This window comes from Thauera sp. K11 (assembly GCF_002354895.1).
In the GTDB taxonomy this organism is placed as follows: Bacteria; Pseudomonadota; Gammaproteobacteria; order Burkholderiales; family Rhodocyclaceae; genus Thauera; species Thauera sinica.
Genome location: NZ_CP023439.1, coordinates 2,351,413 through 2,376,351, shown reverse-complemented (window position 1 = coordinate 2,376,351; position 24,939 = coordinate 2,351,413). Strand labels below are relative to the sequence as shown.

24 protein-coding genes and 1 tRNA gene are annotated in these 24,939 nt (G+C 64.4%); 24 read left to right on the top strand and 1 reads right to left on the bottom strand.

What is annotated here, in order from left to right:
- Window positions 1-111: 111 nt before the first annotated feature.
- The 7 genes from CCZ27_RS10365 (at window position 112) to pstB (ending at window position 6,607) form a co-directional block, all read left to right on the top strand.
- Window positions 112-393, top strand: coding sequence for a type II toxin-antitoxin system RelE/ParE family toxin (locus tag CCZ27_RS10365; protein ID WP_198363314.1), 282 nt, complete (start codon window positions 112-114; stop codon window positions 391-393).
- Between the two features lie 10 nt (window positions 394-403).
- Window positions 404-724, top strand: coding sequence for a HigA family addiction module antitoxin (locus tag CCZ27_RS10360; protein ID WP_096447925.1), 321 nt, complete (start codon window positions 404-406; stop codon window positions 722-724).
- 632 nt (window positions 725-1,356) lie between these two features.
- On the top strand, window positions 1,357-1,770 hold the full coding sequence (locus CCZ27_RS23505; protein ID WP_157748536.1) for a hypothetical protein: 414 nt from the start codon (window positions 1,357-1,359) through the stop codon (window positions 1,768-1,770).
- A gap of 146 nt (window positions 1,771-1,916) precedes the next feature.
- Entirely contained in the window at window positions 1,917-2,948 is a 1,032-nt protein-coding gene (locus tag CCZ27_RS10350; protein WP_096447921.1) for a substrate-binding domain-containing protein, read from the top strand.
- Between the two features lie 66 nt (window positions 2,949-3,014).
- The gene (pstC, locus tag CCZ27_RS10345; protein ID WP_096447919.1) at window positions 3,015-4,391 is read left to right on the top strand and encodes a phosphate ABC transporter permease subunit PstC; all 1,377 of its coding nucleotides are present in this window, start codon (window positions 3,015-3,017) and stop codon (window positions 4,389-4,391) included.
- A gap of 3 nt (window positions 4,392-4,394) precedes the next feature.
- Window positions 4,395-5,753 carry a phosphate ABC transporter permease PstA gene (gene pstA, locus CCZ27_RS10340; protein WP_096447917.1) on the top strand — a complete coding sequence of 453 codons (1,359 nt, stop codon included), beginning with the start codon at window positions 4,395-4,397 and terminating at the stop codon, window positions 5,751-5,753.
- Window positions 5,750-6,607, top strand: coding sequence for a phosphate ABC transporter ATP-binding protein PstB (pstB, locus tag CCZ27_RS10335; protein WP_443081558.1), 858 nt, complete (start codon window positions 5,750-5,752; stop codon window positions 6,605-6,607). The genes pstA and pstB overlap by 4 nt, the downstream gene beginning before the upstream one ends.
- A 385-nt stretch (window positions 6,608-6,992) precedes the next feature.
- Here pstB and CCZ27_RS10330 read toward each other — a convergent pair whose 3' ends face one another.
- Window positions 6,993-10,112: a UvrD-helicase domain-containing protein gene (locus CCZ27_RS10330; RefSeq protein WP_096447915.1), complete on the bottom strand. Its 3,120-nt coding sequence runs from the start codon at window positions 10,110-10,112 to the stop codon at window positions 6,993-6,995.
- 199 nt (window positions 10,113-10,311) lie between these two features.
- Between CCZ27_RS10330 and CCZ27_RS10325 the strand changes: the two genes are divergently transcribed.
- From CCZ27_RS10325 to nuoL, 17 genes are all read left to right on the top strand, one after another.
- Window positions 10,312-11,265, top strand: a complete 954-nt coding sequence (locus CCZ27_RS10325) for a DUF72 domain-containing protein (protein WP_232516624.1) — start codon at window positions 10,312-10,314, stop codon at window positions 11,263-11,265.
- Window positions 11,266-11,401: 136 nt separating this feature from the next.
- Entirely contained in the window at window positions 11,402-11,668 is a 267-nt protein-coding gene (gene rpsT / locus CCZ27_RS10320; protein WP_096447911.1) for a 30S ribosomal protein S20, read from the top strand.
- A gap of 343 nt (window positions 11,669-12,011) precedes the next feature.
- A complete protein-coding gene (gene tpiA, locus CCZ27_RS10315; protein ID WP_096447909.1) occupies window positions 12,012-12,746 on the top strand; it encodes a triose-phosphate isomerase in 735 nt (244 codons plus the stop codon).
- A 33-nt stretch (window positions 12,747-12,779) separates the two neighbouring features.
- Window positions 12,780-13,139 carry a preprotein translocase subunit SecG gene (gene secG, locus CCZ27_RS10310; protein ID WP_096447907.1) on the top strand — a complete coding sequence of 120 codons (360 nt, stop codon included), beginning with the start codon at window positions 12,780-12,782 and terminating at the stop codon, window positions 13,137-13,139.
- A 69-nt stretch (window positions 13,140-13,208) separates the two neighbouring features.
- Window positions 13,209-13,293 (top strand) — tRNA-Leu (locus CCZ27_RS10305).
- 97 nt (window positions 13,294-13,390) lie between these two features.
- A complete protein-coding gene (ndhC, locus tag CCZ27_RS10300) occupies window positions 13,391-13,765 on the top strand; it encodes an NADH-quinone oxidoreductase subunit A (RefSeq protein WP_096447905.1) in 375 nt (124 codons plus the stop codon).
- A 3-nt stretch (window positions 13,766-13,768) separates the two neighbouring features.
- The gene (locus CCZ27_RS10295; protein WP_096447903.1) at window positions 13,769-14,245 is read left to right on the top strand and encodes a NuoB/complex I 20 kDa subunit family protein; all 477 of its coding nucleotides are present in this window, start codon (window positions 13,769-13,771) and stop codon (window positions 14,243-14,245) included.
- 15 nt (window positions 14,246-14,260) lie between these two features.
- On the top strand, window positions 14,261-14,866 hold the full coding sequence (locus tag CCZ27_RS10290) for an NADH-quinone oxidoreductase subunit C (RefSeq protein WP_096447901.1): 606 nt from the start codon (window positions 14,261-14,263) through the stop codon (window positions 14,864-14,866).
- Window positions 14,859-16,112 carry an NADH-quinone oxidoreductase subunit D gene (locus CCZ27_RS10285; RefSeq protein ID WP_096452407.1) on the top strand — a complete coding sequence of 418 codons (1,254 nt, stop codon included), beginning with the start codon at window positions 14,859-14,861 and terminating at the stop codon, window positions 16,110-16,112. Before CCZ27_RS10290 ends, CCZ27_RS10285 begins: the two co-directional genes overlap by 8 nt.
- Before the next feature lie 53 nt (window positions 16,113-16,165).
- A complete protein-coding gene (nuoE, locus tag CCZ27_RS10280) occupies window positions 16,166-16,645 on the top strand; it encodes an NADH-quinone oxidoreductase subunit NuoE (protein WP_096447899.1) in 480 nt (159 codons plus the stop codon).
- Window positions 16,646-16,656: 11 nt separating this feature from the next.
- A complete protein-coding gene (gene nuoF, locus CCZ27_RS10275; RefSeq protein ID WP_096452405.1) occupies window positions 16,657-17,961 on the top strand; it encodes an NADH-quinone oxidoreductase subunit NuoF in 1,305 nt (434 codons plus the stop codon).
- Window positions 17,955-20,291, top strand: a complete 2,337-nt coding sequence (gene nuoG, locus CCZ27_RS10270) for an NADH-quinone oxidoreductase subunit NuoG (RefSeq protein ID WP_096447897.1) — start codon at window positions 17,955-17,957, stop codon at window positions 20,289-20,291. Before nuoF ends, nuoG begins: the two co-directional genes overlap by 7 nt.
- Complete coding sequence (gene nuoH / locus CCZ27_RS10265; protein ID WP_096447895.1) at window positions 20,291-21,340, top strand: NADH-quinone oxidoreductase subunit NuoH; 1,050 nt, start codon at window positions 20,291-20,293, stop codon at window positions 21,338-21,340. Before nuoG ends, nuoH begins: the two co-directional genes overlap by 1 nt.
- Window positions 21,341-21,350: 10 nt before the next feature.
- Entirely contained in the window at window positions 21,351-21,836 is a 486-nt protein-coding gene (gene nuoI, locus CCZ27_RS10260; protein WP_096447893.1) for an NADH-quinone oxidoreductase subunit NuoI, read from the top strand.
- Between the two features lie 33 nt (window positions 21,837-21,869).
- Window positions 21,870-22,472 (top strand): NADH-quinone oxidoreductase subunit J, encoded by a 603-nt coding sequence (locus CCZ27_RS10255; protein WP_096447891.1) that lies wholly within the window; start codon window positions 21,870-21,872, stop codon window positions 22,470-22,472.
- Between the two features lie 58 nt (window positions 22,473-22,530).
- The gene (gene nuoK / locus CCZ27_RS10250; RefSeq protein WP_096447889.1) at window positions 22,531-22,836 is read left to right on the top strand and encodes an NADH-quinone oxidoreductase subunit NuoK; all 306 of its coding nucleotides are present in this window, start codon (window positions 22,531-22,533) and stop codon (window positions 22,834-22,836) included.
- Between the two features lie 12 nt (window positions 22,837-22,848).
- Entirely contained in the window at window positions 22,849-24,864 is a 2,016-nt protein-coding gene (gene nuoL, locus CCZ27_RS10245) for an NADH-quinone oxidoreductase subunit L (protein WP_096447887.1), read from the top strand.
- The last annotated feature ends 75 nt before the right edge of the window (window positions 24,865-24,939 follow it).

Here is a 24,939-nt window from a genome sequence, read left to right as displayed (position 1 = left end):
GCCGAAGGCATGGCGGCGAAATCGCGGCGCGAAGGCCCACTTGTGCGCGACGGGTCGGGTCATCGATAATCACGCTTGACGTTAATCACGCAACGCAATACTATTCTGCCAGTGGCGATCAGGACGTTCAAGTGTGCCGACACCGAAGCGCTGTTTCACTTGCGTCGGGTGCCGCGCTTCGCCAACATCGAGCGCCCGGCGCTGCGTAAGTTGAAGCAGCTCGACCTCGCGCGACGCATCGAAGACCTGCGCGCGCCGCCGGCGAACCGGCTCGAGCAGTTGAAGGGCGATCGCGCGGGTCAGTGGAGCCTGCGGGTGAACGACCAGTTCCGCATCTGCTTTCGCTGGACGGGCAGCGATGCCGAAGACGTCGAGATCGTGGACTATCACTGAGGCAGACGAGATGACCAGGAAACTCAAGCCGGTGTCGCCCGGCGAGATGCTCGCCGAGGAGTTTCTCAAGCCCTTGGGCATGAGCAACTACCGTCTGGCAAAGGAGATCGGCGTGCCCGCGCAGCGCATCGGCGAGATCGTCGCAGGCAAGCGCGCCATCACCGCCGACACCGATCTGCGGCTATGCCGCTTCTTCGGCCTCTCCGATGGCTGGTGGCTGCGCCTGCAGGCGGACTACGACACGGAGGTCGCGAAGGCGAGCCTTGCGAAGACGCTCGCGAAGATCAGACCATGGAAGGAAGCCGCGGAGCAGACGGCGGATGCGCACTGACTTTCCGCTTTCGAGCGGGAGCGTCGTGACGGTAAAAAAATCGTCCCAAAGACTCGATGCGACAACAACTTAAGGCCTTTGATGCTGGCGTTCCCTCGATCACCTCATGCCGTGCGAGGAGTCGCGTCACGCCAGAGGAATCGCGTGCGAAGACGCGATAGATCTCGATAGACCTCGACAGCTGGGTATTGTGGAAGCGCCGACGGTTCTCGATAGATGTCGATCGATGGTGAAAGCTGCGCGAGGGGATCCCACTCAGAATGACGGTAGTTCTGACGGTAAGCGTGAAGGCGTTGCGGCTTCTGCATCAAGCCGATCAACGACTTACCGAAGCCGTTGATGATTGAGTGGGAATAATTCCTGTGCCTTCGTGGTCTATCGCCGTCTATCGAAAATATTTGATGGTTTATTGAAATTTAAAAAAACAATCCAAGGCTATCGCCATCAATCGCTGGGAAACGGATCGAGATGGCGGTAAGTCTGACGGTAACCAGAAAGACTCCTGATGCACTACTTTCTTTGCCGTCAGCCTGTTCTTGGCGTGTGACGGTAAAAAATCTGGCGGAGCGCGAGATTTCATGCGGGCTTCAAGCGGGTGTGTAGTTTGAGGCGAGGGTGACGGTAGCCCCGCCGTGGCGCTGAACCTAGAAGCGATCGCACGCACCCTGCACACCATCGTGCGCCGCCTGCTGGTGCGCCGGGGCCTGCTGGTCGAGAACGAAGGCACGCCGTATCTGAGCGAACTTCCCGATGTGGGCGATGAACGCCTTGTGCGCTATGTCGCCCGCCCGGTGCTGGCCAACGAGCGCGTGAGTTACGACGAAGGCATGGGCCGCGTCACCCTGCATCCTTGCGGGGACTATCTGAGACTCACTCTAACTAGCTGTTCTGAAGAAATAACCTTCTCGCTGCCTATCGCCGTCTATCTATCGAAGGCGAAGCGAAGGATCTGCCCTCGCGCTGTCTGCAGTCATCGGTCAGGAGAATCGCCGGCTGGATCCCGGCCGCAGCCTGATCGCCGATCGCGCCGGCGCTGGTTTGCATGAAAGGTCACGGGAATGTCATCTGTGGCCGCGAAAATCGATCTCGTGTGAAGCTTGCAACCAAGGCCGGCCCTGCCTGGTTCCAGATCGTCGGCCGCCGGGCGCTTTCCTCGCCCGTTCCCATTCCTTCACTTCAGCGAGGTGCATTCATGATATCCATTCGGCCTTCGATCCTGACGCTTGCGGCCTCGGCGGCGGTCGTGTTCAGCGTGCCGGCGGCGGCACGTGACACGATCCAGATCGCCGGTTCGTCGACGGTGCTGCCGTTTTCCTCGATCGTCGCTGAGGAGTTCGGCAAGACCTTCAAGCAGTTCAAGACGCCCGTGGTCGGTTCGGGCGGCACGGGCGGCGGCCTGCGCCAGTTCTGCCAGGGCGTCGGCGAGAACACCATTGACGTCGCCAACGCCTCGCGCCCGATCACGCCGGCCGAGATCGAGAACTGCGCCAAGAATGGCGTGACCAAGATCATCGAGGTGCAGATCGGCTATGACGGCATCGTCTTCGCGTCGCGCCGCGACGGCGGCAAGTTCGCCCTCGAGCCGCACCACATCTTCCTGGCGACTGCCAAGGAAGTGCCGCAGGACGGCAAGCTGGTCGCCAACCCGTACACGCGCTGGTCGCAGATCGACAAGTCGCTGCCGGACCAGGAGATCGTCCTCGTGATCCCGGGTTCGAATCACGGCACGCGCGAGGTCTACGAAGAGAAGACGGTGCTGCCCGGCTGCCGTTCGTTCGCCGAAGTCAAGCAGATCGCCGACAAGAAGGCGGCCGATTCGGTGTGCAAGGCGACGCGTGGCGATGGCCGCGTGATCGAGGTCGCCGGCGACTACACGGAAACGCTGGCCCGGCTGGATGCGCAGAAGACGGCGGTCGGCGTGTTCGGCCTGAGCTTCTACGACCAGAACCGCGACCGGTTGCAGGTGGCGACGGTCGCCGGCGTGATGCCCACGCAGGAGACGATCGAATCGGGCAAGTATCCTGTGTCGCGCCCGCTGTACTTCTACATCAAGGATGCGCATGTCGGCGTGGTTCCTGGATTGCTGGAGTACGCGCAATTCTTCCTGTCGCCGGGGGTTTCCGGCACGGGCAGCCCGCTGGAGAAGGCCGGTCTGATTCCGCTCAACGGCAAGGAGCGAGCCCAGGTCCTCGGTGACATCAAGGCGCGCAAGAGCGTGAACTGATCGGGCGATGACAGGGGCGGGGTCCTCCGGCCCCACCCTCGCCGTTTGCGGAAGAGATATCGGTCGATGAACAACCTGACGGTTGCCGCCGCGTTGCTGATCCTGGCCGGCTTCGCCTATCAAGTCGGCCTGATGCGCAGCCGGCAGGTAGCCACCGGCACCGTCGAGCGCATGCACTCGCGGCCGAGCTATCACGGCCTGCTGGCGGTGCTGCGCGCGGCGTTCCCGGCGCTGGGCGTCTACTTGCTGTGGCGGATCTTCGGCCAGCACGCGATCGAATCGCTGGTGCTCGGCGCCATACCGGCGGAGAACGTTCCCGCCGATCCGCTGCAGCAGCGCGCGCTGTTGCAGCGGATCGGCAACCTGGCCAGTGGCTTCGGCCTGCTCGGCGAGGCCAAGCCGTTCGAGCAGGCGGCCGCGGCGCACATGCGTCGGCTGGCGGTGACCGGACAGGCGTTCGTCGCCGCCCTGATGGCGACCGTCGCCGCCTTCGGCGTGTTTTGGTCATGGCGGCACACGACGGTGCAGACGCGCGCCCGCAACAAGGTCGAGAAGGCGCTGCAGATCGGCCTGATCGCCTGCTCGGCGGTGGCCATCTTCACCACGGTCGGCATCGTGCTGTCGATGCTCGGCGAGGCGTTCCGCTTCTTCCATCTCGTCAACCCGCTCGATTTTTTCTTCGGCACGACCTGGAATCCGCGCTTCGTGCATGTCGGCACGGAGGGGCAGACCGGCTTCGGCATGCTGCCGCTGATGGCAGGCACGCTGCTGATTTCGGTCATCGCCATGCTCGTCGCCGTTCCGCTCGGGCTGATGACGGCCATCTACCTGTCGGAGTACGCGGCGCACCAGGTGCGCGCGGTGGCCAAGCCGGTGATCGAGGTGCTGGCCGGCATCCCGACCATCGTCTACGGCTTCTTCGCGCTGGTCACCGTCGGCCCGTTCCTGTCGGCGCTCGGCGCGTCGGTCGGCCTGACCATCCGCGCCACCTCGGCGCTCACCGCCGGCCTCGTGATGGGGATCATGATCATCCCCTTCATCTCGTCGCTGTCCGACGACATCATCACCCAGGTGCCGAAGGCGATGCGCGACGGCTCGCTGGCACTCGGCGGCACGCGCTCGGAAACGGTGATCCGCGTCGTGCTGCCGGCGGCGCTGCCGGGCATCGTCGGCGCTTTCCTGCTCGCCGTCAGCCGCGCCATCGGCGAAACGATGATCGTCGTGCTTGCCGCCGGCAACGCGCCGGTGCTGACCGCCAATCCCTTCGAGGCGGTGTCGACGGTCACGGTATCGATTGTCAACCAGCTCACCGGTGACGCCGACTTCGCCAGCCCGCAGTCGCTGGTCGCCTTCGCGCTCGGGCTGACGCTGTTCGCGATGACGCTGGTGCTCAACGTCATCGCGCTGGTCGTCGTGCGCAAGTATCGCGAACAGTACGAGTAGCCGATGGATTACGACGACAACGGCAAGCGGGGCTACGCGGCGGTCGAGACGCAGGTGGTCGCGTCGCTGAAGCGGCGCCGACGCGAGGAACTGCGCTTCCGCGCGCTCGGTATTGCAGCGGTGGCGGCCTCGCTGTCGCTGGTGGCGATCCTGTTCGTGTCGATCATGTCGAAGGGGATTCCCGCCTTCTGGCAGGCGACGTTCGAGATGGAGGTGTACTTCGACCCGGAGGTGGTCCAGGTCGGGCCGCGGCCGGTGCGCGAGCCGAGCGAGACGCCGGCGCAGTTCCAGGACCGCATGACGGCATGGCAGACCGAACTCGGTTTCGTCGACTTCAACCAGTTGATCCTCGACGCGCTGGCCAAGGCGCTGCCGGAGACGGCCGACCGGCCGCGCGACGCGCTGCGGCTCGTCACCAGCGGCGAGCGGTTCGCGCTGCGCGACCTGCTGGCCGACGACCCGAGTCTCGTCGGCAGGACGGCTAGGGTGAAGCTGCTGGCCGATGCCAACGTCGATGTCTGGCTGAAGGGCAACATCGATCGCAGCCTGCCCGACGACCGCCAGCAACTGCCTGCCAAGACCCGCGAATGGGCCGACAAGCTCCACGAGATGGGCGTGATCAAGAACCGCTTCAGCACCTCGCTGTTCACGAACACCGACTCGCGCAGCTCGCTCGCCTCGGCAGGCCTGGCCGGGGCGTTCATGGGCTCGCTGATGATGATGATCATCGTGATCCTGCTGGCGGTGCCGATCGGCGTCGCTTCGGCAATCTACCTGGAGGAGTTCGCGCCGCAGAACCGCTGGACCGATCTCATCGAGGTCAACATCAACAACTTGGCCGCCGTGCCGTCGATCGTCTTCGGCCTGCTCGGCGCGGCCGTGTTCATCATCTGGTTCAAGCTGCCGCTGTCGGCGCCGATCGTCGGCGGGCTGGTGCTGACGTTGATGACCCTGCCCACCGTGATCATCGCCACCCGGGCGACGCTGAAGGCAATTCCGCCGTCGATCCGCGAGGCGGCCCTCGGCGTCGGTGCCTCCAAGGTGCAGGCGATCACCGACCACGTGCTGCCACTGGCGCTGCCCGGCATACTGACGGCGACGATCATCGGCGTAGCGCAGGCGCTGGGCGAAACGGCGCCGCTGCTGCTGATCGGGATGAGCGCCTTCGTCGCCAGCGTGCCGTCGACGCCGTTCGACCAGTCCACCGCGCTGCCGGTGCAGATCTACCTGTGGCAGGCCAACGAACTGCGCAACTTCTTCGAGGGCCGGACGTCGGCGGCGATCATCGTGCTGCTGGCGTTGATGCTGACCCTGAACGCGCTGGCGATCTGGTTGCGCAAACGTTTCGAAACGAGATGGTGATGTCACACGATCCGGCAATCAGCAAGGTGGCGCCCGCAGCGCTGACCACGATGGCAGGGGCAGTGGCCGCGAAGCGCAGCGCAGTGGCCGCCGCGGACAAGGTCAAGCTGAGCGCGCGTGAAGTACGCGTGTTCTACGGCGCCGCCGAGGCGCTGCACGGCGTGACGATGGACATCATGTGCAACGAGGTGGTCGCCTTCATCGGCCCTTCCGGCTGCGGCAAGACGACCTTCCTGCGCTGCTTCAACCGTATGAACGATACGGTGGCCGGAGCACGCGTCACCGGCACGATCACCATCGACGGCAACGACATCTACGACTCGAAGATGGACGTCGTGCTGCTGCGTGCCAAGGTCGGCATGGTGTTCCAGAAGCCGAATCCGTTTCCCAAGTCGATCTTCGAGAACGTCGCCTATGGCCCGCGCCTGCACGGGCTGGCGCCGAACAAGGCCGCGCTGGAGCAGATCGTCGAGCAGAGCCTGCGCCACGCCGGCCTGTGGGACGAGGTCAAGGACCGGCTCGACGTGCCCGGCACCGCGCTGTCGGGCGGCCAGCAGCAGCGGCTGTGCATCGCCCGTGCGATCGCGGTGAGCCCCGACGTGATCCTGATGGACGAGCCGTGCTCGGCGCTCGATCCGATCGCCACCGGCATCATCGAGGATCTGATCACCAGGCTGAAGCAGGACTACACGATCGTCATCGTCACGCACAACATGCAGCAGGCGGCGCGCGTGTCGGACCGGATCGCGTTCTTCCATCTCGGCGACCTGATCGAGATGGGCACGACCGAGCAGATCTTCATGCTGCCGAAACAGAAGCGGACCGAAGACTACGTTACGGGCCGTTACGGCTAGGCAGCCGGCGCTCGGGTGCGCCGCGCGCGCCGGAGAGCGCGTGGTGCTCGCGCGGGCAGGCCCGGGTGTGTGAGGATTTTCGCGATCACGGCGGGCTCTTGGAGGGCAGCGATGATCTTGAGTCGCCCGCCACAGTCTGGGCACTGCTCGATGTCGACGTCGAATACGCGTTTCAGTAAGCGCGCCCAATTCATGCGCGCCGATTTGCCGCACGCGCGCTCTTCTGCGGGTTCGCTTGTCTTGTGCCCTGGATCGGGCACGATCGCAGCGCGCAGTTTGGCGTGAGGGGCGAGCACGCCGTGGAAGCGGATCAGGTGCAGGCGCGGGCGTGGTCCGTGGAGCAGGCTGGCGGTAAAGCCGGCGGCACGATCCGATAGGGCGCGCTTCAGAACAGGCTGTACTGCTGCTGTTCCGCGCGTGCCTTGCGCGGCGGCGCGTCCTGCACACGCAGCAGTTCCGGTGCGATGTCGCGCAGGAAAGGCGAGGGCGGCAGCGCGCGGCGTTGGCCGCGCCAGGCGCGCTCGCGGGCGCGGGTGAGGAACAGCCGGTCCCTGGCGCGGGTCAGGGCGACGTAGAACAGGCGGCGTTCCTCGCCCGCCGCGCCTTCGTCGGCGGGGGCCGCGTCTGCGGTTCCCCACGAGAAGGGTGTCAGCCCGTCTTCCACGCCGACCACGAACACCACCGGGAACTCCAGCCCCTTGGCGGCGTGCATGGTGAGCAGCGAGACGCGGTCGGCGCGGGCGTCCCAGAAATCGGCCTCGGTGGACAGGGCGACCTGTTCGCGCAATTGCGTTTCATCCGCCGTGCCGGTGGCGAGTGCGCCGAGCCAGTTGCGGGCCTCGGCAAGCGTCGCCTGGCCGGCGGCATTCTGTTCCGGGCGCAACTGCTCGGCTGCGGCAACGATGCGGGCGGGCAGGGCGGTGGCCCGTCGTTCGGCGCTCTGCCGGGCCAGGGCATCGAGCAGCGCTGCCACCAGCGGCTGGCCGGCGATGGGCGCGGGCGAGCTTTTCTTGTATGGGATGCCGGCGCGGTCGAGGGCATCGCGCAGCGCGGCGGCCTGCGCGTCGGTGCGGTAGAGCACCGCGAAGTCGGCAAAGCCGAGCGGCCTGTCGCCATCGTGGGCGGCGCCTTTGCGGCCGGCGGCGAGCATGTCGTGGCCGCCGAGCAGGCTTTCGATCGTGGTGGCGACGAATTCGGCCTCCGCCCGTTCGTCCGCCGCGGCGTGCAGGGTCAGCGGCTCCCGCATCGGCCGGGTGATGTCGTCCGGCGTGCCGTCGCCGATCACCTGTGCAGCGGCGCTGACGATGCAGCCGGTGGAGCGGTAGTTGCGCCCGAGTCGCAGCGTGCGGGCGCCGGGAAAATCCTGGCCGAAGCGGGCGAAACAGGCAGCGTCGGCACCGCGAAAACCGTAGATCGCCTGGTTCGGGTCGCCGATCGCGCAGATGCTGGCGGCGGAGGGCGAGAGCAGTTGCAGCAGCCGGTACTGGCGCGCGTCCACGTCCTGGAACTCGTCTATGCAGATGTGGCGGAAACGCTGACGCCAGCGCGCCGCGACGGCCGGGGCGCTTTCCAGGATCTCCACCGGCAGGACGACCAGATCGTCGAAATCCACCCACTTGCCGGCCTGGCCGAGCCGGCGGCTGGCGGCCAGCGCTGCGGCGCTTTCCTCGTCGGCCGGCGGCGCGCCGGTGCGCTTGAGCAGCGAAACGGTCTTCAGCAGGCGCATCGCCCTGGCGTGGCTGACATCGAGGTCGGCGGCGAGTGCGGTGGCGCGTTCCCGCTCGTCGGCGATGCGGAAATCCGCCGTCAGGCCGGCTGCCGGGCCTTCGGCGTGGAGGAAGGCCAGCCCGAGGGAATGGAAGGTGTGGATCGCGCATTCGCCCGCGCCGGCCGGAATCAGCGTGGCCAGCCGTTCGCGCAGCTCTTCGGCGGTGCGGCGGGTGAAGGTGATGGCGAGGCAGGCTTCCGCCGGCTCGCCGCATTCGAGGATCAGGTGTGCGAGGCGATGGGTCAGCATCCGCGTCTTGCCGGAGCCGGGGCCTGCGGCGACGATCAGCGGGCCGTCCACCTTTGCTGCGGCGTGAGCCTGGTCGGCGTCGAGTCCGGCGAGCAGGCCCGCATGGCCGGAGGGCGCGGGTGTCGGCCGTGGAGAAAGCGGCTCTGGCGGGGGTTCCTCTGCTCGGGGCAAAGGCGGGGTTGCGGCTTGCGGACGCTGCGGCAGCGGCGCATCGAACAGCAGGTCGCCGCGGGTCAGGCGGTCGAGTTCGCCGTCCTCGAACAGGCGGATCACGCCGTATTCGCCGTCGTAGCCGGCCTGCCGGATCACGCGGCCTGCGCGCAGCCGTTCGATCGCTTCGCCGAGCAGCGGGTTTGCCCGGCGGATGTCTTCGACGGGCGCCTCGCCCAGGATGGTGAAATCCGGCCCGAGTTCGGCCGAGACGCGGTCGTAGGCGCGCCCCACACCCTGTGAGGCGACGCCGCTGCCGAGGATCTCGGCCAGCATCTCGGGCAGCGGCACGAGGCTTGTCACCGTGCCGGCTGTCGGCGGTGGAACGCCGGTCCTGCGGTCGGCCAGGGTCTCGACCCGGTGCGCGACGCCGACGGTCAGCGGCTTGCCGCATACCGGGCAGCGCCCGCCGTGGGCGATGGTTTCCACCGGGTCGAAGCGCACGCCGCAGGCGCGGTGGCCGTCCATGTGGTACTTGCCTTCTTCCGGGAAGAATTCGACGGTGCCAACGTAGCCGTCGCCGGTTTCCAGCGCGTGGCGCATGGCGAGGAAATCTGGCGCGCCGGTGAAGCGCGTCGCCTCGCGGCCGAGCTTGGCCGGGGAATGGGCGTCGGAGTTCGAGACCAGGCGGTAGCGGTCGAGCGAGGATACCCGCCAGTTCATTTCCGGGTCGGACGACAGGCCGGTTTCCACCGCGAAGATGTGGCCGGCGAGGTCGCCGTAGCACTCCTGGATCGAGTCGAAACCGGACTGCGAGCCGAGCGCGGAGAACCACGGCGTCCAGATGTGCGCCGGTACGAGATAGGCATGGGGCCCGGATTCCAGCACCACTTCCAGCAGATCGCGCGAATCCAGGCCGAGGATGGGCCGGCCGTCGGAGGCGATGTTGCCGATCCGCCCCAGGCTGGCTGCCAGCCGGTCGACGGTGGCGAAGTCGGGGGCGTAGACCACGTGATGGACCTTGCGTGTGCGCTCGCCTTTCTTGTAGATGGTCGAGATCTCGGTGGACAGCATGAAGCGCACCGGCGCCCGGCAGGCCGACGGCAGGGTTCTCCAGACCTCGGCTTCGATGTCCGGCCGCAAGGCGAACAATCCGTTGCCGGTCGGCACGAGCTTGTCCTTCATTTCGGCCAGCCATGCCGGATGCACGCAATCGCCGGTAGCGACCACCGCGATGCCCTTGCGTGCCGCCCACCAGGCGAGGTGTTCCAGGTCCAGGTCGCGGCTGGTGGCGCGGGAATGGTGGGAATGCACGTGCAGATCGGCGTGGAACGCCATGACGGGTCTGGCCTTGCCTCTATACAATTGCCGGAATTATATAGGGACCGGTTCGCCGAGTTGCCCCAAGCTGCCATCCCGGGAGCTTCCTTTCCCCTTGCGTGAGAGAGGCTCGTCCGGAGGCTGTGAGGTGCCTGTCGGTTCCCCATCAATCATGCAGAACTCGCTATTTCCCGATGCCGCGGAGGCTCCACCGCCCGTGGTCGAAGCAGCCCCGCCCGACCCGGCGCTGTGCGACCTCGCCGCCGCCTTGCCGGCGAGGCTGCGTTTCGGCACCTCGTCCTGGAACTACCCCGGCTGGGCCGGCATCGTGTGGAAGCGCGATTACCCGGATGCCGCGCTGTCCCGCCACGGACTGGCGGCGTATGCGCAATACCCGCTGTTCCGCACCGTCGGCCTCGACCGCAGCTTCTACCGGCCGCTGAGTGCGGCCCAGTTCGCGGCCTACGCTGCGCAGGTGCCGGCGGATTTCCGCTTCGTGGTCAAGGCGCCGAACAAGGTGACGGATGCGCTGCTGCGCGACGAATCCGGCCGCGGCCGGCAGCCAAATGCGGATTTCCTGGCGCCCGGTCCGGCCATGCGCGACTTCGTCGAGCCCGCGCTGGCCGGACTGCGGGAGAAGCTTGGTGCGCTGGTGTTCCAGATCAGTCCGCTTCCGCCCGTCTGGCTGGGGCGGATGCCCGAACTGATCGCCAGGCTGCACGTCATGTTGTCTGCCATCTCCGATCTGCGCGCTGCGGCGCCCGACGGCGTGGTGGCTGTGGAAGTGCGCGATCCCCAGTGGCTGATGCCGGCCTTCACCCAGGCACTGCGCGACAGCGGCGCGACCTACTGCATGAGCCTGCACGCCAAGATGCCGCGCATCGCCGAACAGCTTCCCGTCTTGCGCGCGCTGTGGCCCGGGCCGCTGGTGTGCCGCTGGAACCTCAACCCGCTGCACGGCGCTTTCGGTTACGAAAAGGCGCGTCGGCAGTACGCGCCGTATGACCGGCTGGTGGACCCGGACCTGGAAACGCGCGCCGAGCTGGCGCGCGTGATTGCCGGCACCGTGGGTGCGGGCCGGAATGCCTTCGTCACGCTCAGCAACAAGTCGGAAGGCTGTGCGCCGCTGTCGGTGGTGGAACTGGCGCGGGCGGTGCATCTGCGCTCCTGATTTCAGGCGGATCACCTGCCGCGGGTCCGGAAAGTCCATGGGCTCTCCACGGGGGAGCAAAATCGCGCTTGCACGGCCATTTGCCGGCGGATATACTTACGCGTTTTCGAAAACCCACCAATTCAGGAATCACGTTATGGCCAACTCGGCTCAAGCCCGCAAGCGCGCCCGCCAGGCAACCAAGGCTCGCGCTCACAACGCCAGTCTTCGTTCGCGCCTGCGCACCGCGATCAAAGCCGTTCGCAAGGCTATCGCGGGTGGCGACAAGGCGGCGGCTCAGTCGGTCTTTCGCACCTCGATGAGCACCATCGACAGCATCGCTGACAAGAAGATCATCCACAAGAACAAGGCCGCTCGCCACAAGAGCCGCCTGTCGGCCGCCGTCAAGGCGATGGCTGTCTGATCGATCGGCGCCGCTCGCCGCAGGCCATGCCTGCAAGAGGAAAAGCGACCTGCGGGTCGCTTTTTTTGTCTGGTTCGCCGCGAAATAGGTGTTGCGGATGCAGGCTGCGCTGCAAGTTGCTTCGCCCTCGGTTGCCGATAAAGCGTGGAGTGTCGTCGCGTGAGTGCGGTCGGCATGTCGTGCGATGGCGCGGATTAGGCGGAAGAGTGTGGCGATGAACCCGTGCGTCGCGTGCCGGTGACGCTGCTCGTCCGATGCGGTCGATGCCTCGGGCCGAGATTTGCGGGTGTTGCGGGGCCGCCCTATAATCGTCCGGTTTAACGCTCAGGGCACGGAAGCCGTCGTGAAGAAACTCGTTGCCGGAAACTGGAAGATGAACGGCGGGCTTGCGTCGAACCGCGCGCTCCTGGATGCGCTCGGGCCCGTTTCCGGAGTGAACGTGCTGGTCTGCGTCCCCTACCCCTATCTTGCGCAGGCACAGCAACGGGACCCGGCAATCGCCCTGGGCGCACAGGACGTCTGCGAGTATGCCGCGGGCGCCTATACGGGGGAAGTCAGCGCGGCGATGTTGCGCGAGTTCGGCTGCTCGTACGCCATCGTCGGGCATTCGGAACGGCGGGCCCTGTTCGGGGAGGATGACTCCATGGTGGGGCGAAAGGCATCGGCTGCGCTGGCGGCCGGAGTGACCCCCATCGTCTGTGTGGGCGAGACGCTTGCCGAGCGCGATGCCGGCCGCGTCATGGATGTCATCGGCGCCCAGCTCGCCGCGGTGCTCGACGCGCTCGGACCGGAGGCGATGGGGCGGATCGTGCTGGCCTACGAGCCGGTCTGGGCCATCGGGACGGGCCGTTCGGCCACGGCCGAGCAGGCGGGCGACGCGCACGGCGCGATCCGTGCATGGCTGCAGCGCCATGGCGTCGATGGTCGAGCCGTGCCCATCCTCTACGGCGGTAGCGTGAAGCCGCAGAACGCGGCCGAACTGTTCGCGACGGCAGATGTCGACGGCGGGCTCATCGGGGGGGCATCGCTGGTTGCGGAAGACTTCGTGGCCATCTGCCGCGCCGCTGCAAACGCTTGAAACGGAACACATATTTTCTTCTGAAGGTTGGCAATGACAAATTTTCTTTTCCCTTTCGTCCTCACGGTTCACGTGCTCGTCGGCCTCGGCGTCATCGGTTTGGTTCTCATCCAGCACGGCAAGGGGGCCGACATGGGGGCGGCCTTCGGCAGCGGCGCTTCCGGCAGCCTGTTCGGTTCGTCGGGGTCTGCCAACTTCCTGAGCCGTACCACGGCCGTGCTTGCCACGGTCTTCTTCCTGACCAGTCTCGGCCTGAGCTATCTGGCGAGCAACAGGTCGACGGCTCCTGCCAGCGTCATGCATGGCGTGCAGTCCCAGCCCGCCCAGGATGCAGTGCCGGCTCCGCCCGCGGCGCCCGCGGACGACTCGAAGGCCCAGGCAATCCCCAAGTGAGCGGCCGGTCGAAGTCTTTGCGCACCGCGCAAATCGTCGTATAATCCACACGCTTAAATGAACGTTGAAGCCGACGTGGTGAAATTGGTAGACACGCTATCTTGAGGGGGTAGTGGCGAAAGCCGTGTGAGTTCGAGTCTCACCGTCGGCACCAGATCATGGATGGCGCCCGCGAAAGCGGGCGTTTCCATGCAGCGCGGAACAAAAAAATAATGCGGCGGAAAGCCGCCTTAATTGGGGGTCAATGAGCCATGCTGGAAAACTATTTTCCTGTTTTGATGTTCATTCTCGTTGGTCTCGGCATCGGCGTTGTTCCGGTCCTTCTTGGGCGCCTCCTGGCGCCGTACCGGCCTGATAGCGAAAAGAATTCCCCGTACGAATGCGGCTTCGAGGCATTCGAGGACGCCCGCATGAAATTCGACGTCCGCTATTACCTGGTTGCAATCCTCTTCATTCTTTTCGATCTTGAGATCGCGTTCCTCTTTCCTTGGGCGACGGTTTTTCAGGAATTCATCGCAGCCGGGCAGAATGCTATGTTCGTCTTCGGTTCGGTAATGGTCTTTCTCGCCATTCTGGTTATCGGCTACATCGTCGAGTGGAAAAACGGCGCACTCGACTGGGAGTAACGCATGAGCATTGAGGGCGTATTTCGCGAGGGGTTTGTCACGACTTCCCTGGATGCGGTCATCAACTGGACGCGTACGGGTTCGCTGTGGCCGATGACGTTCGGTCTTGCGTGCTGTGCGGTGGAGATGATCCACGCGGGCTGTGCGCGGTATGACCTCGACCGGTTCGGCGTGGTGTTTCGCCCGAGTCCGCGCCAGTCCGACCTGATGATCGTCGCGGGTACCCTGTGCAACAAGATGGCGCCGGCACTGCGCAAGGTCTACGACCAGATGTCCGAGCCGCGGTGGGTGATCTCGATGGGGTCCTGTGCCAACGGTGGTGGTTACTATCACTATTCGTATTCGGTGGTTCGAGGTTGCGACCGGATCGTGCCTGTCGATGTTTATGTTCCAGGCTGTCCCCCGACTGCCGAGGCGCTGGTGTACGGCATCATCCAGTTGCAGAACAAGATCAAGCGCACCAGTACCATTGCGCGCTGACAGGTATCTCCTCAAATGAGTCCAAAGCTTGAACGCCTGATCCAGGCTCTGAAAGATGTATTCGGTGAATCGCTGCAATCACTGACTGCAGATCGGGGTGAAATTACAATCGAAGTCGCTGCTGCGGATTATCTGCGAGTTGCACGCACGCTGCGTGATCACGCCGATCTGCATTTCGAGCAGTTGATGGATATCTCGGGGGTCGATTTCTCGACCTACGGAAACGGTGCATGGAGCGGGCGGCGTTTCGCTTCCTGTGCGCATCTGCTGTCGGTTCGCCACAATTGGCGCGTTCGTCTGCGTGTCTTTGCGGAAAGTGACGAATTCCCCGTTCTGGATTCGGTCGTCGATATCTGGCCGAGTGCGAACTGGTACGAGCGCGAGTCGTTCGACCTGTATGGAATCATGTATTCCGGCCATCCCGATCTGCGGCGCATCCTGACCGACTACGGTTTCGTGGGGCATCCGTTCCGCAAGGATTTTCCGATTTCGGGCTATGTCGAAATGCGTTACGACCCGGAGCAGGGCAGGGTCGTTTATCAGCCCGTTACCATCGAGCCGCGAGAGAATACGCCGCGCATCGTGCGTGAGGAAAGCTACGGGGATGTCGGTCATGGCTGAAATCCGCAATTACACGATCAACTTCGGCCCCCAGCATCCGTCCGCGCATGGCGTGCTGCGGCTCGTCCTGGAACTCGACGGCGAGGTCGTGGAACGCGCCGACCCGCACATCGGCCTGCTGCATCGCGGGACAGAGAAACTGGCGGAGACGCGGACCTGGGTCCAGTCGGTGCCGTACATGGACCGTCTCGACTACGTGTCGATGATGTGCAACGAGCACGCGTACTGCATGGCGATCGAGCGCCTGCTCGGCGTCGAGGTGCCGCTCAGGGCGCAGTACATTCGCGTGATGTTCGATGAAGTCACCCGGGTCCTCAACCACCTGCTGAACATCGGCACGCACGCGCTGGACATCGGCGCAATGACGATGGTGCTCTACACCTTCCGCGAGCGCGAAGACCTGATGGACGCCTACGAGGCGGTGTCGGGGGCGCGGATGCATGCGGCCTACTATCGCCCCGGCGGGGTGTACCGCGATCTGCCCGATCGCATGCCGAAATACGAAGTCAACAAGTTCCGCAACGCCAAGACCGTCGCCGAGGTGAATGCTGCACGCGAAGGATCGTTGCTCGACTTCCTCGAGGACTTCACCAACCGCTTCCCCACCTATTGCGACGAATACGAAACCCTGCTGACAGACAACCGCATCTGGAAGCAGCGTACGGTGGGCATCGGCGTCGTTTCGCCCGAGCAGGCGCTGGCGTGGGGGTTCAGCGGAGCGATGCTGCGCGGGTCGGGGGTGGCCTGGGACTTGCGCAAGAAGCAGCCCTATGAAGTCTACGATCGCCTGGATTTCGACATCCCGGTCGGGAAGAACGGCGACTGCTACGACCGTTATCTCTGCCGCATGGAAGAAATGCGGCAGTCGAACCGGATCATCAAGCAGTGCATCGACTGGCTGCGCAAGAATCCGGGGCCGGTGATCACCGACAATTACAAGGTCGCCCCGCCGTCGCGCGAGTTGATGAAGTCGAACATGGAAGAGCTGATCCATCACTTCAAGCTCTTCACCGAGGGAATGCATGTTCCGAAGGGCGAAGTCTATGCCGCGGTCGAGCACCCGAAGGGCGAGTTCGGCGTCTATGCGATTTCGGACGGTGCGAACAAGCCTTACCGACTCAAGCTCCGTGCGCCTGGTTACGCGCATCTTGCGGCAATGGACGACATCGCCCGCGGCCACATGATTGCCGACGTGGTGGCGATCATCGGCACGATGGATGTCGTGTTCGGCGAAATCGACCGATAGGCGCGTCAGGACGACAGCCAGTTTCAGCAGGCAACCCGGAAGACGAAAACGAAATGCTGAGCCAGGAATCGCTGCAACAGATTGATCGCGAGATCGCCAAGTATCCGGCAGACCAGAAGCAGTCTGCCGTGATGGCCGCCTTGCGTATCGCCCAGGTTGAGAAGGGGTGGCTGCGAAAGGAAGTCATCGAGTTCGTCGCCAGCTATCTCGGCATGCCTGCGATAGCGGCGTACGAGGTCGCGAGTTTCTACAACATGTACGATCTCGAGCCGGTCGGGCGGCACAAGATCACGGTCTGCACGAATCTGCCCTGTGCGCTCTCCGGCGGCGTGCACGCCGCCGACTACGTCAGGAAGAAGCTCGGGATCGGCTTCAACGAGACGACGCCGGACGGAAAGTTCACGCTGAGGGAAGGCGAGTGCATGGGTGCCTGCGGCGACGCACCGGTGCTGCTGGTGAATAACCACCACATGTGCAGCTGGATGACCACCGAGAAGATCGACCAACTGCTCGCCGAGCTGGACAAGAAATGAGCACGCAAGGAATGATCCTCGCCGGCTGTGACGGCGACCGCACCTGGCGGCTCCAGGATTACGTGGCACGTGGGGGCTACTCGGCGCTGCGCCGGATTCTGTCCGAGAAGGTCTCGCAGGATGCCATCATCGCCGAGCTGAAGACCTCGGTTCTCCGCGGGCGTGGCGGTGCGGGCTTCCCGACCGGTCTGAAGTGGAGTTTCATGCCGCGCGCCTTCCCGGGCGACAAGTATCTGGCGTGCAATTCGGACGAGGGCGAGCCGGGGACGTTCAAGGATCGCGACATCCTGCGCCACAACCCGCACTCGGTCATCGAGGGCATGGCGATCGCCGCATACGCGATGGGCGCGGCCCGCGGGTACAACTACATCCACGGCGAGATCTTCGAGGTCTACGGGCGCTTCGAGGAGGCCCTGGACGAGGCGCGGGCCGCGGGCTTCATCGGGCAGAACATACTCGGTTCGGATTTCTCGTTCGAGCTTTTCGCGCATCATGGCTACGGCGCCTACATCTGCGGCGAAGAGACGGCGCTGCTCGAATCCATCGAAGGCAAGAAGGGGCAGCCGCGCTTCAAGCCGCCTTTCCCGGCGAGTTACGGCCTCTACGGCAAGCCGACCACCATCAACAATACGGAAACCTTCGCATCCGTCCCGTTCATCATGAACATGGGTGGCGAAGCATTCCTGAATCTCGGCAAGCCGAACAACGGCGGCATGAAGCTGTTCTCGGTCTCCGGTCACGTCAATCGGCCGGGCAACTACGAGATCCCGCTTGGCACCCCCTTCGCCGAATTGCTGGAAATGGCCGGCGGCATGCGTGGCGGCCGCAAGATCAAGGGGGTCATCCCCGGCGGCTCGTCGGCGCCGGTGGTGCCCGGTAGCGTGATGATGGACTGCACGATGGACTACGACTCGATCTCCAAGGCGGGATCGATGCTCGGCTCCGGCGCCGTCATCGTCATGGACGAGACCACCTGCATGGTCAAGGCGCTCGAGCGTCTGTCGTACTTCTACTTCGAGGAGTCCTGCGGCCAGTGCACACCGTGCCGCGAAGGGACGGGCTGGCTCTATCGCGTCGTCCATCGCATCGAGAACGGCCTGGGGCGCCCCGACGATCTCGAACTGCTGAATTCCGTCACCGCGAACATCATGGGCCGCACAATCTGCGCGCTCGGCGATGCCGCTTCGATGCCTGTGCAAAGTTTCATCAAGCACTTCGGGGCGGAGTTCGAATATCACATCGAAAACAAGAAGTGCCTCGTGCCGCCTGAAGTGCAGCACGCAGGAAGTCAAATCTACGTGAGCCCGTCATGCTAGAGATCGAAATCGACGGCAAGCAGGTCCAGGTCCAGGACGGCAGCACCGTCATGGATGCTGCGGCGGCTGCAGGTGCGTACATTCCGCACTTCTGCTACCACAAGAAACTTTCCATCGCGGCAAACTGCCGGATGTGCCTGGTGCAGGTGGAGAAGGCGCCCAAGCCGCTTCCCGCCTGTGCGACGCCGGTCACCAACGGAATGAAGGTGTGGACGCATTCCGAGCAGGCGGTCAAGGCGCAGAAGGGCGTGATGGAGTTCCTCCTGATCAACCACCCGCTCGATTGCCCGATCTGCGATCAGGGCGGCGAGTGCCAGTTGCAGGACCTTGCCGTGGGCTACGGGGCGAGCGCCTCCCGCTACGAGGAAGAAAAGCGCGTCGTCTTCAACAAGAATCTCGGCTCCCTGGTGGCGACGGACATGACGCGGTGCATCAATTGCACCCGCTGCGTTCGCTTCACCGCCGAGATTGCCGGGGAGATGGAACTCGGACAGGCTTTCCGCGGCGAGCACGCGGAGATCATGCCCTTCATCGAGAAGACCGTCGATTCGGAGCTTTCAGGAAACATCATCGACCTGTGCCCGGTCGGCGCCCTGACTTCGAAGCCCTTCCGCTTCGCGGCGCGGACGTGGGAGCTGTCGCGCCGCAAGTCGGTGAGCCCGCACGATTCGCTCGGCTCCAACCTGATCGTCCAGACCAAGCATGACGTGGTGAAGCGCGTGCTGCCCCTCGACAACGAGGAGATCAACGAGTGCTGGCTGTCGGACAAGGACCGTTTTTCCTATGACGCGCTGAACGGCGAGGATCGCCTGACGACGCCGATGATCAAGCAGGGCGGGGAATGGAAGCCGACCGACTGGCAGCGTGCGCTCGAATTCGTGGCGACCGGTCTGCGTGACGTCGCCCGCGATTTCGGACCGTCCTCGATCGGCGCCCTCGCGTCGCCGCACTCGACCGTCGAAGAGCTTCATCTGCTGCAGAAGTTCGTCCGCGCCCTGGGCTCGGACAACGTGGATTTCCGTCTGCGGCAGTCGGACTTCAGCGCCGACGGCGGCCGCAAGGGTGCGCCGTGGCTGGGCATGCCGGTTGCGTCGGTGGGAGAACTGAACCGTCTCCTGGTCGTCGGCAGCTTCCTGCGCAAGGATGCGCCGCTGTTGGCGCAACGTGTGCGTCAGGCGGCCAAGCGCGGCCTGCATGTGAGCGCGATCGGCCCGAACGCCGAAGAGTGGCTGATTCCCGTGCGCCACCGCTCGCTCGTCGCGCCGTCGCAGATGGTGCCGGTGCTGGCGCAGGTCGTCGTGGCGCTGGCTGCGGAAAAGGGCGCGGAGCCTGCCGAATCCGTGCGTGCGATGCTGCCGCAGACGGTTTCCGACGATGCGCGCGAGATCGCGAGAAGCCTGGCCGGCGGCAGCAAGGTTGCAGTGTGGCTGGGGAATCTCGCCTCGCAGCATGAGCAGGCGGCCCAGCTCGAACTGCTCGCCCAGGAGATCGCCCGCCTGGCCGGCGGCAGCGCCGGTACGATCGGCGAGGCTGCCAACAGCATGGGCGGTTATCTCGCCGGCGCCGTGCCGACGGCGGGCGGGCTGAACGCGCGGACGATGATCGAACAGCCTCGCAAGGCTTACGTTCTCCTGGGTCTCGAGCCGGACCTCGATCACGCGAATCCCGCGGCGGCAATGAGCGCGCTGTCCTCGGCACAGTTGGTCGTCGCCTTGACGGCTTTCGCGTCGCCTTCGCTTCGCGAGGTGGCCGACGTGCTGCTGCCGATCGCGCCCTTTACGGAGACGTCCGGCACCTTCGTGAATTGCGAGGGTCGGGCTCAGAGTTTCAATGCCGTCGCACGGCCGCTCGGGGAAAACCGGCCTGGATGGAAAGTGCTCCGCGTGCTCGGCAATCTGCTGCAGGCCGAAGGGTTCGAGTACGCCGATTCGGAATCCGTGCGAGCCGATGCGCTCGGTTCCGATTTCGCTTCTAGGCTCGACAACGGCCTGGAACTGGCCTCGCCTTCGGTACCGGCCGTACCTGGCAACGGGTTGGAGCGGGTTGCCGACGTGCCCATCTACTTCGCCGATCCGCTGGTGCGTCGCGCGCCGGCCTTGCAGAAGACGCGTGACGCTGCAGCGCCGTCGGCCCGCATGGCCGGCACGACGCTGGCCGGGCTCGGCCTGTCGGCGGGCGACAGGATTCGCGTCAAGGGTGCGGGGCAGATCGAGATCGTCGCCGTGGCCGACGAGGGCGTGGCGCCGGGCTGCGTCCGGATCGCCGCGGCACACATCGCCACGGCAGCGCTCGGACCGATGAGCGGCCTACTCAGCGTGGAGCGTGTCTGATGGAAGCATTGCTGCAACCGGTTGCCGAACTCTTCGGCCCGTCCTGGCCGGCCGTCTGGACGCTGATCAAGATCATCGCGATCGTCGCCCCGCTGATGGGAGCGGTGGCCTATCTGACCCTCGCCGAGCGCAAGGTCATCGGCTACATGCAGGTCCGGATCGGCCCCAACCGGGTCGGTCCCAAGGGCCTGTTCCAGCCCATCGCGGATGGCGTCAAGCTGCTGCTGAAGGAGATCATCGTTCCCCACGGAGCGAACAAGGGGCTGTTCATCCTGGGGCCGATCCTCGCCATTGCGCCCTCCCTGGCCGCATGGTCGGTAGTGCCGTTCAGCGACGGGCTGGTGCTGGCCAACGTGAATGCGGGCCTGCTGTTCCTGCTGGCCATCACGTCGATGGAAGTGTATGGCGTGATCGTCGCCGGCTGGGCTTCGAACTCGAAGTATCCGTTCCTCGGCGCGATGCGCGCGGCGGCGCAGATGGTGTCGTACGAAGTGTCCATGGGTTTCGCGCTGATCTGCGTGCTGCTGATCTCGGCGAGCCTGAACCTGTCCGACATCGTGCTTTCGCAAGGGCAGGGGCGCTTCCATGACATGGGCCTCTCGTTCCTGTCGTGGAACTGGCTGCCGCTGCTGCCGATGTTCGTGGTGTATCTGATCTCCGGCATCGCCGAGACCAACCGCGCGCCGTTCGACGTCGTGGAGGGCGAGGCGGAAGTCGTGGCCGGTCACATGGTCGAGTACTCGGGCATGGCCTTTGCGCTGTTCTTCCTCGCCGAATACGCGAACATGATCCTGGTCTCCATTCTGACCTCGGTGCTGTTCCTGGGCGGCTGGCTGTCTCCGTTCGGCTTCCTGCCCGACGGCTTCCACTGGCTCGCGCTCAAGACGGCGATGATCCTGTTCGTGTTCCTCTGGGCGCGTGCGACCTTCCCGCGGTTCCGCTACGACCAGATCATGCGTCTAGGCTGGAAGGTGTTTATCCCCGTCACCCTCATTTGGGTGTTCGTGGTGGCGGTGTGGATGATGTCGCCGCTGTCGATCTGGAAGTGAGGATTTGAGCATGGGTGGCAAGGATTTGATCGGTAGCCTGTTCCTGAAGGAACTGGTGAAGGGAATGGCGCTGACCGGACGCCATTTCTTCCAGCGCAAGATCACCGTCCAGTTCCCGGAGGAAAAGACTCCCCAGAGCAACCGCTTCCGCGGCCTGCATGCGCTGCGCCGGTATCCGAACGGCGAGGAGCGCTGCATCGCCTGCAAGCTGTGCGAGGCAGTCTGCCCTGCGATGGCGATCACCATCGAATCGGAGCAGCGCGAGGACGGTTCGCGACGCACCAGCCGCTACGACATCGACCTGACGAAGTGCATCTTCTGCGGCTTCTGCGAGGAAGCCTGTCCGGTCGATGCCATCGTCGAGACGCGAGTGTTCGAGTACCACGGGGAGGAGCGGGGCGATCTCTACTACACCAAGCAGATGCTGCTGGCCGTCGGCGATCGTTACGAGGCCCAGATCGCGGCCGACCGCGAGCAGGACGCGAAGTACCGCTAATCGGAGGGCGCTCACGCGCTGCGAGTCAGGAACATGGAATTCAAGACCTTCGTCTTCTACTTTCTTGCCGTGATCATGGTGTTCGCGGCACTGAGGGTCATCACGGTGCGCAACCCGGTCCATGCCGCGTTGTTCCTTGTGCTGACGTTCTTCAACGCGGGCGGCATCTGGCTGCTGCTGCAGGCCGAATTTCTGGCGATCACCCTCGTCATGGTGTACGTCGGCGCGGTCATGGTCCTGTTCCTTTTCGTTGTCATGATGCTCGACATCAACCTCGACCGCATCCGCGAGGGATTCTGGAGCTATCTGCCGGTAGGGGCGCTGGTCGGCATCCTGATGCTGATCGAGATGGTGATGGTGCTCGGCGGCCGGTATTTCGGCCTCGATGCCATGCCGGTGCCGCCCGCTGCGCAGGAAGGCTTCAGCAATACGCGCGAGCTTGGCCGTGTGCTCTACACCGATTACGTCTATCCGTTCGAGCTTGCCTCACTCGTGCTGCTGGTGGCGATGGTGGCGGCCGTGGCCCTCACGCTGCGCAAACGCAAGGGCATCAAGTACATCAATCCGTCCGACCAGGTAGCGGTCAGGCGTGAAGGCCGCGTCGAGCTGGTGAAGATGCCGGCCGAGAAAGAGTAAGACGATACGCGAACAAGAACCGCGCCGGGCGTTTGCCGGCGCGACCAGGGAGTCATAGATGCTTTCGCTTTCCCATTACCTCATTCTGGGCGCGATCCTGTTCGCGATCAGCGTGGTGGGCATCTTCCTGAACCGGAAGAACCTGATCGTGCTGCTCATGGCCATCGAGCTCATGCTGCTCGCGGTCAATCTGAACTTCATTGCGTTTTCGCACTATCTCGGCGACATCGCAGGGCAGGTTTTCGTTTTCTTCATCCTCACGGTGGCCGCGGCGGAATCCGCGATCGGCCTGGCGATCCTCATCGTCATGTTCCGCAACATGCGGACCATCCATGTGGATGATCTGGACAGCCTCAAGGGTTAAGGAAGCGCCGCGATGACGGACATGCAGAAGCTCTATCTCCTCGTGCCCCTGGCGCCGCTGGCGGGTGCGATCCTCGCCGGTCTGTTCGGCAAGACCATCGGCCGCGCCGGTGCCCACATCGTCACCATTCTCGGTGTGGCGATCGCCTTCGCGGCGTCGGTGCTGGTCTATCAGGACGTCCAGGCCGGAAATACTTTCAACGGCACCGTCTATACGTGGATGCAGGCGGGGGGCATCGAGTTCGAGGTCGGCTTCCTGATCGACTCCCTGACCGTGATGATGATGCTCGTGGTGACCTTCGTGTCGCTGATGGTGCATATCTACACGATCGGCTACATGTCCGAGGACCCCGGCTACCAGCGCTTCTTCAGCTACATCTCGCTGTTTACGTTCTCGATGCTGATGCTGGTGATGTCCAACAACTTCCTTCAACTGTTCTTCGGCTGGGAAGCCGTGGGCCTGGTGTCCTACCTGCTGATCGGCTTCTGGTACGACCGTCCGACGGCGATCTACGCCAACCTCAAGGCATTCCTGGTCAACCGCGTCGGCGACTTCGGCTTTCTGCTCGGCATCGGCTTGATCGCCGCCTATGCCGGCAGCCTCGATTACGCCGAGGTGTTCGCCAAGGCGCAGGAACTGTCGGTGACCGAAATGGCCGTCACCGGCTGGCCGCTCATCACCGCGATCTGCATCTGCCTGTTCATCGGCGCGATGGGCAAGTCGGCCCAGGTTCCGCTGCACGTCTGGCTGCCGGACTCGATGGAAGGTCCGACCCCGATCTCGGCGCTGATCCACGCGGCGACCATGGTGACCGCCGGCATCTTCATGGTGGCGCGCATGTCGCCGCTGTTCGAGCTTTCCGACGCCGCGCTTTCCTTCGTGCTGGTCATCGGCGCGACGACCGCGCTGTTCATGGGTTTTCTCGGCATCGTTCAGAACGACATCAAGCGGGTGGTCGCATATTCCACGCTGTCCCAGCTCGGCTACATGACGGTGGCGCTGGGCGTGTCGGCATATTCCGCGGCGGTGTTCCACCTGATGACGCACGCCTTCTTCAAGGCCCTGCTGTTCCTCGGCGCGGGTTCGGTGATCATCGGCATGCATCATGACCAGGACATGCGCAGCATGGGCGGCCTGCGCAAGTACATGCCGATCACCTGGATCACGTCCCTGCTCGGATCGCTGGCGCTGATCGGCTTCCCGTTCTTCTCCGGGTTCTACTCCAAGGATTCGATCATCGAGGCCGTGCATGCCTCGACCATCCCCGGGGCGGGCTATGCGCTGTTCTGCGTGATGTTCGGCGTTTTCGTGACCGCGTTCTACTCGTTCCGGATGTACTTCCTCGTTTTCCACGGCGAGGAGCGCTTCGGGAAGGCGCATCACGATCATGAAGGCGATCACGATGACGAAGAGCCCAGTTCGAATCACCATCACGGTCTTGCTCCGGGCGAGAAGCCGCACGAATCGCCCTGGGTCGTGACGCTTCCGCTGATCCTGCTGGCGATCCCGTCCGTCGTCATTGGCTTCATGACGATCGAGCCGATGCTGTTCGGCGAATGGTTCAAGGACGTGATCTTCGTCGCCGAGACTCACGCCGGCCTGAAGGAACTGGCCGCCCACTTCCACGGCCCGACGGCGATGGCGCTGCATGGCCTGCAGACGGCTCCGTTCTGGCTCGCGATGGCGGGCGTGGCGCTGGCCTGGTTCTTCTACATGGTCAAGCCGGGTATCCCGGCGGCGATCCAGCGCAGCTTCAAGCCGCTCTACGTGCTGCTGGACAACAAGTACTACTTCGACCGCATCAACGAGATCTTCTTCGCCGGTGGTTCGCGGCTGATCGGCAAGGGACTGTGGAAGATCGGCGATCAGGGCGTCATCGACGGGGTGGCGGTCAATGGATCGGCGAAATTCGTCGGCTGGGTGGCGCAGATATCGCGCCTGTTCCAGACCGGCCACCTGTACCAGTACGCGTTCGTGATGATCATCGGCGTGTTCGTGCTGCTGACCTTCTGGTTCAACCGTGGTTGAGCGGTGTGTCCCGGCACGGAAATCGAAATAGATAACAAGATGGAACGCACCCCGCGGGGTGCATAGAACGGAAAG

Excerpts from the sequence above, each read along its gene's own strand:
- rpsT (WP_096447911.1), top strand. The coding sequence starts at position 11,402 with ATGGCCAACTCGGCTCAAGCCCGCAAGCGCGCCCGCCAGGCAACCAAG.
- ndhC (WP_096447905.1), top strand. The coding sequence starts at position 13,391 with ATGCTGGAAAACTATTTTCCTGTTTTGATGTTCATTCTCGTTGGTCTC.
- nuoK (WP_096447889.1), top strand. The coding sequence starts at position 22,531 with ATGCTTTCGCTTTCCCATTACCTCATTCTGGGCGCGATCCTGTTCGCG.
- CCZ27_RS10255 (WP_096447891.1), top strand. The coding sequence starts at position 21,870 with ATGGAATTCAAGACCTTCGTCTTCTACTTTCTTGCCGTGATCATGGTG.
- nuoG (WP_096447897.1), top strand. The coding sequence starts at position 17,955 with ATGCTAGAGATCGAAATCGACGGCAAGCAGGTCCAGGTCCAGGACGGC.
- pstC (WP_096447919.1), top strand. The coding sequence starts at position 3,015 with ATGAACAACCTGACGGTTGCCGCCGCGTTGCTGATCCTGGCCGGCTTC.
- CCZ27_RS10295 (WP_096447903.1), top strand. The coding sequence starts at position 13,769 with ATGAGCATTGAGGGCGTATTTCGCGAGGGGTTTGTCACGACTTCCCTG.
- nuoL (WP_096447887.1), top strand. The coding sequence starts at position 22,849 with ATGACGGACATGCAGAAGCTCTATCTCCTCGTGCCCCTGGCGCCGCTG.
- nuoI (WP_096447893.1), top strand. The coding sequence starts at position 21,351 with ATGGGTGGCAAGGATTTGATCGGTAGCCTGTTCCTGAAGGAACTGGTG.
- CCZ27_RS10290 (WP_096447901.1), top strand. The coding sequence starts at position 14,261 with ATGAGTCCAAAGCTTGAACGCCTGATCCAGGCTCTGAAAGATGTATTC.
- pstA (WP_096447917.1), top strand. The coding sequence starts at position 4,395 with ATGGATTACGACGACAACGGCAAGCGGGGCTACGCGGCGGTCGAGACG.
- CCZ27_RS10330 (WP_096447915.1), bottom strand. The coding sequence starts at position 10,112 with ATGGCGTTCCACGCCGATCTGCACGTGCATTCCCACCATTCCCGCGCC.
- secG (WP_096447907.1), top strand. The coding sequence starts at position 12,780 with ATGACAAATTTTCTTTTCCCTTTCGTCCTCACGGTTCACGTGCTCGTC.
- CCZ27_RS10360 (WP_096447925.1), top strand. The coding sequence starts at position 404 with ATGACCAGGAAACTCAAGCCGGTGTCGCCCGGCGAGATGCTCGCCGAG.
- nuoE (WP_096447899.1), top strand. The coding sequence starts at position 16,166 with ATGCTGAGCCAGGAATCGCTGCAACAGATTGATCGCGAGATCGCCAAG.
- CCZ27_RS10285 (WP_096452407.1), top strand. The coding sequence starts at position 14,859 with ATGGCTGAAATCCGCAATTACACGATCAACTTCGGCCCCCAGCATCCG.
- nuoF (WP_096452405.1), top strand. The coding sequence starts at position 16,657 with ATGATCCTCGCCGGCTGTGACGGCGACCGCACCTGGCGGCTCCAGGAT.
- CCZ27_RS10350 (WP_096447921.1), top strand. The coding sequence starts at position 1,917 with ATGATATCCATTCGGCCTTCGATCCTGACGCTTGCGGCCTCGGCGGCG.
- nuoH (WP_096447895.1), top strand. The coding sequence starts at position 20,291 with ATGGAAGCATTGCTGCAACCGGTTGCCGAACTCTTCGGCCCGTCCTGG.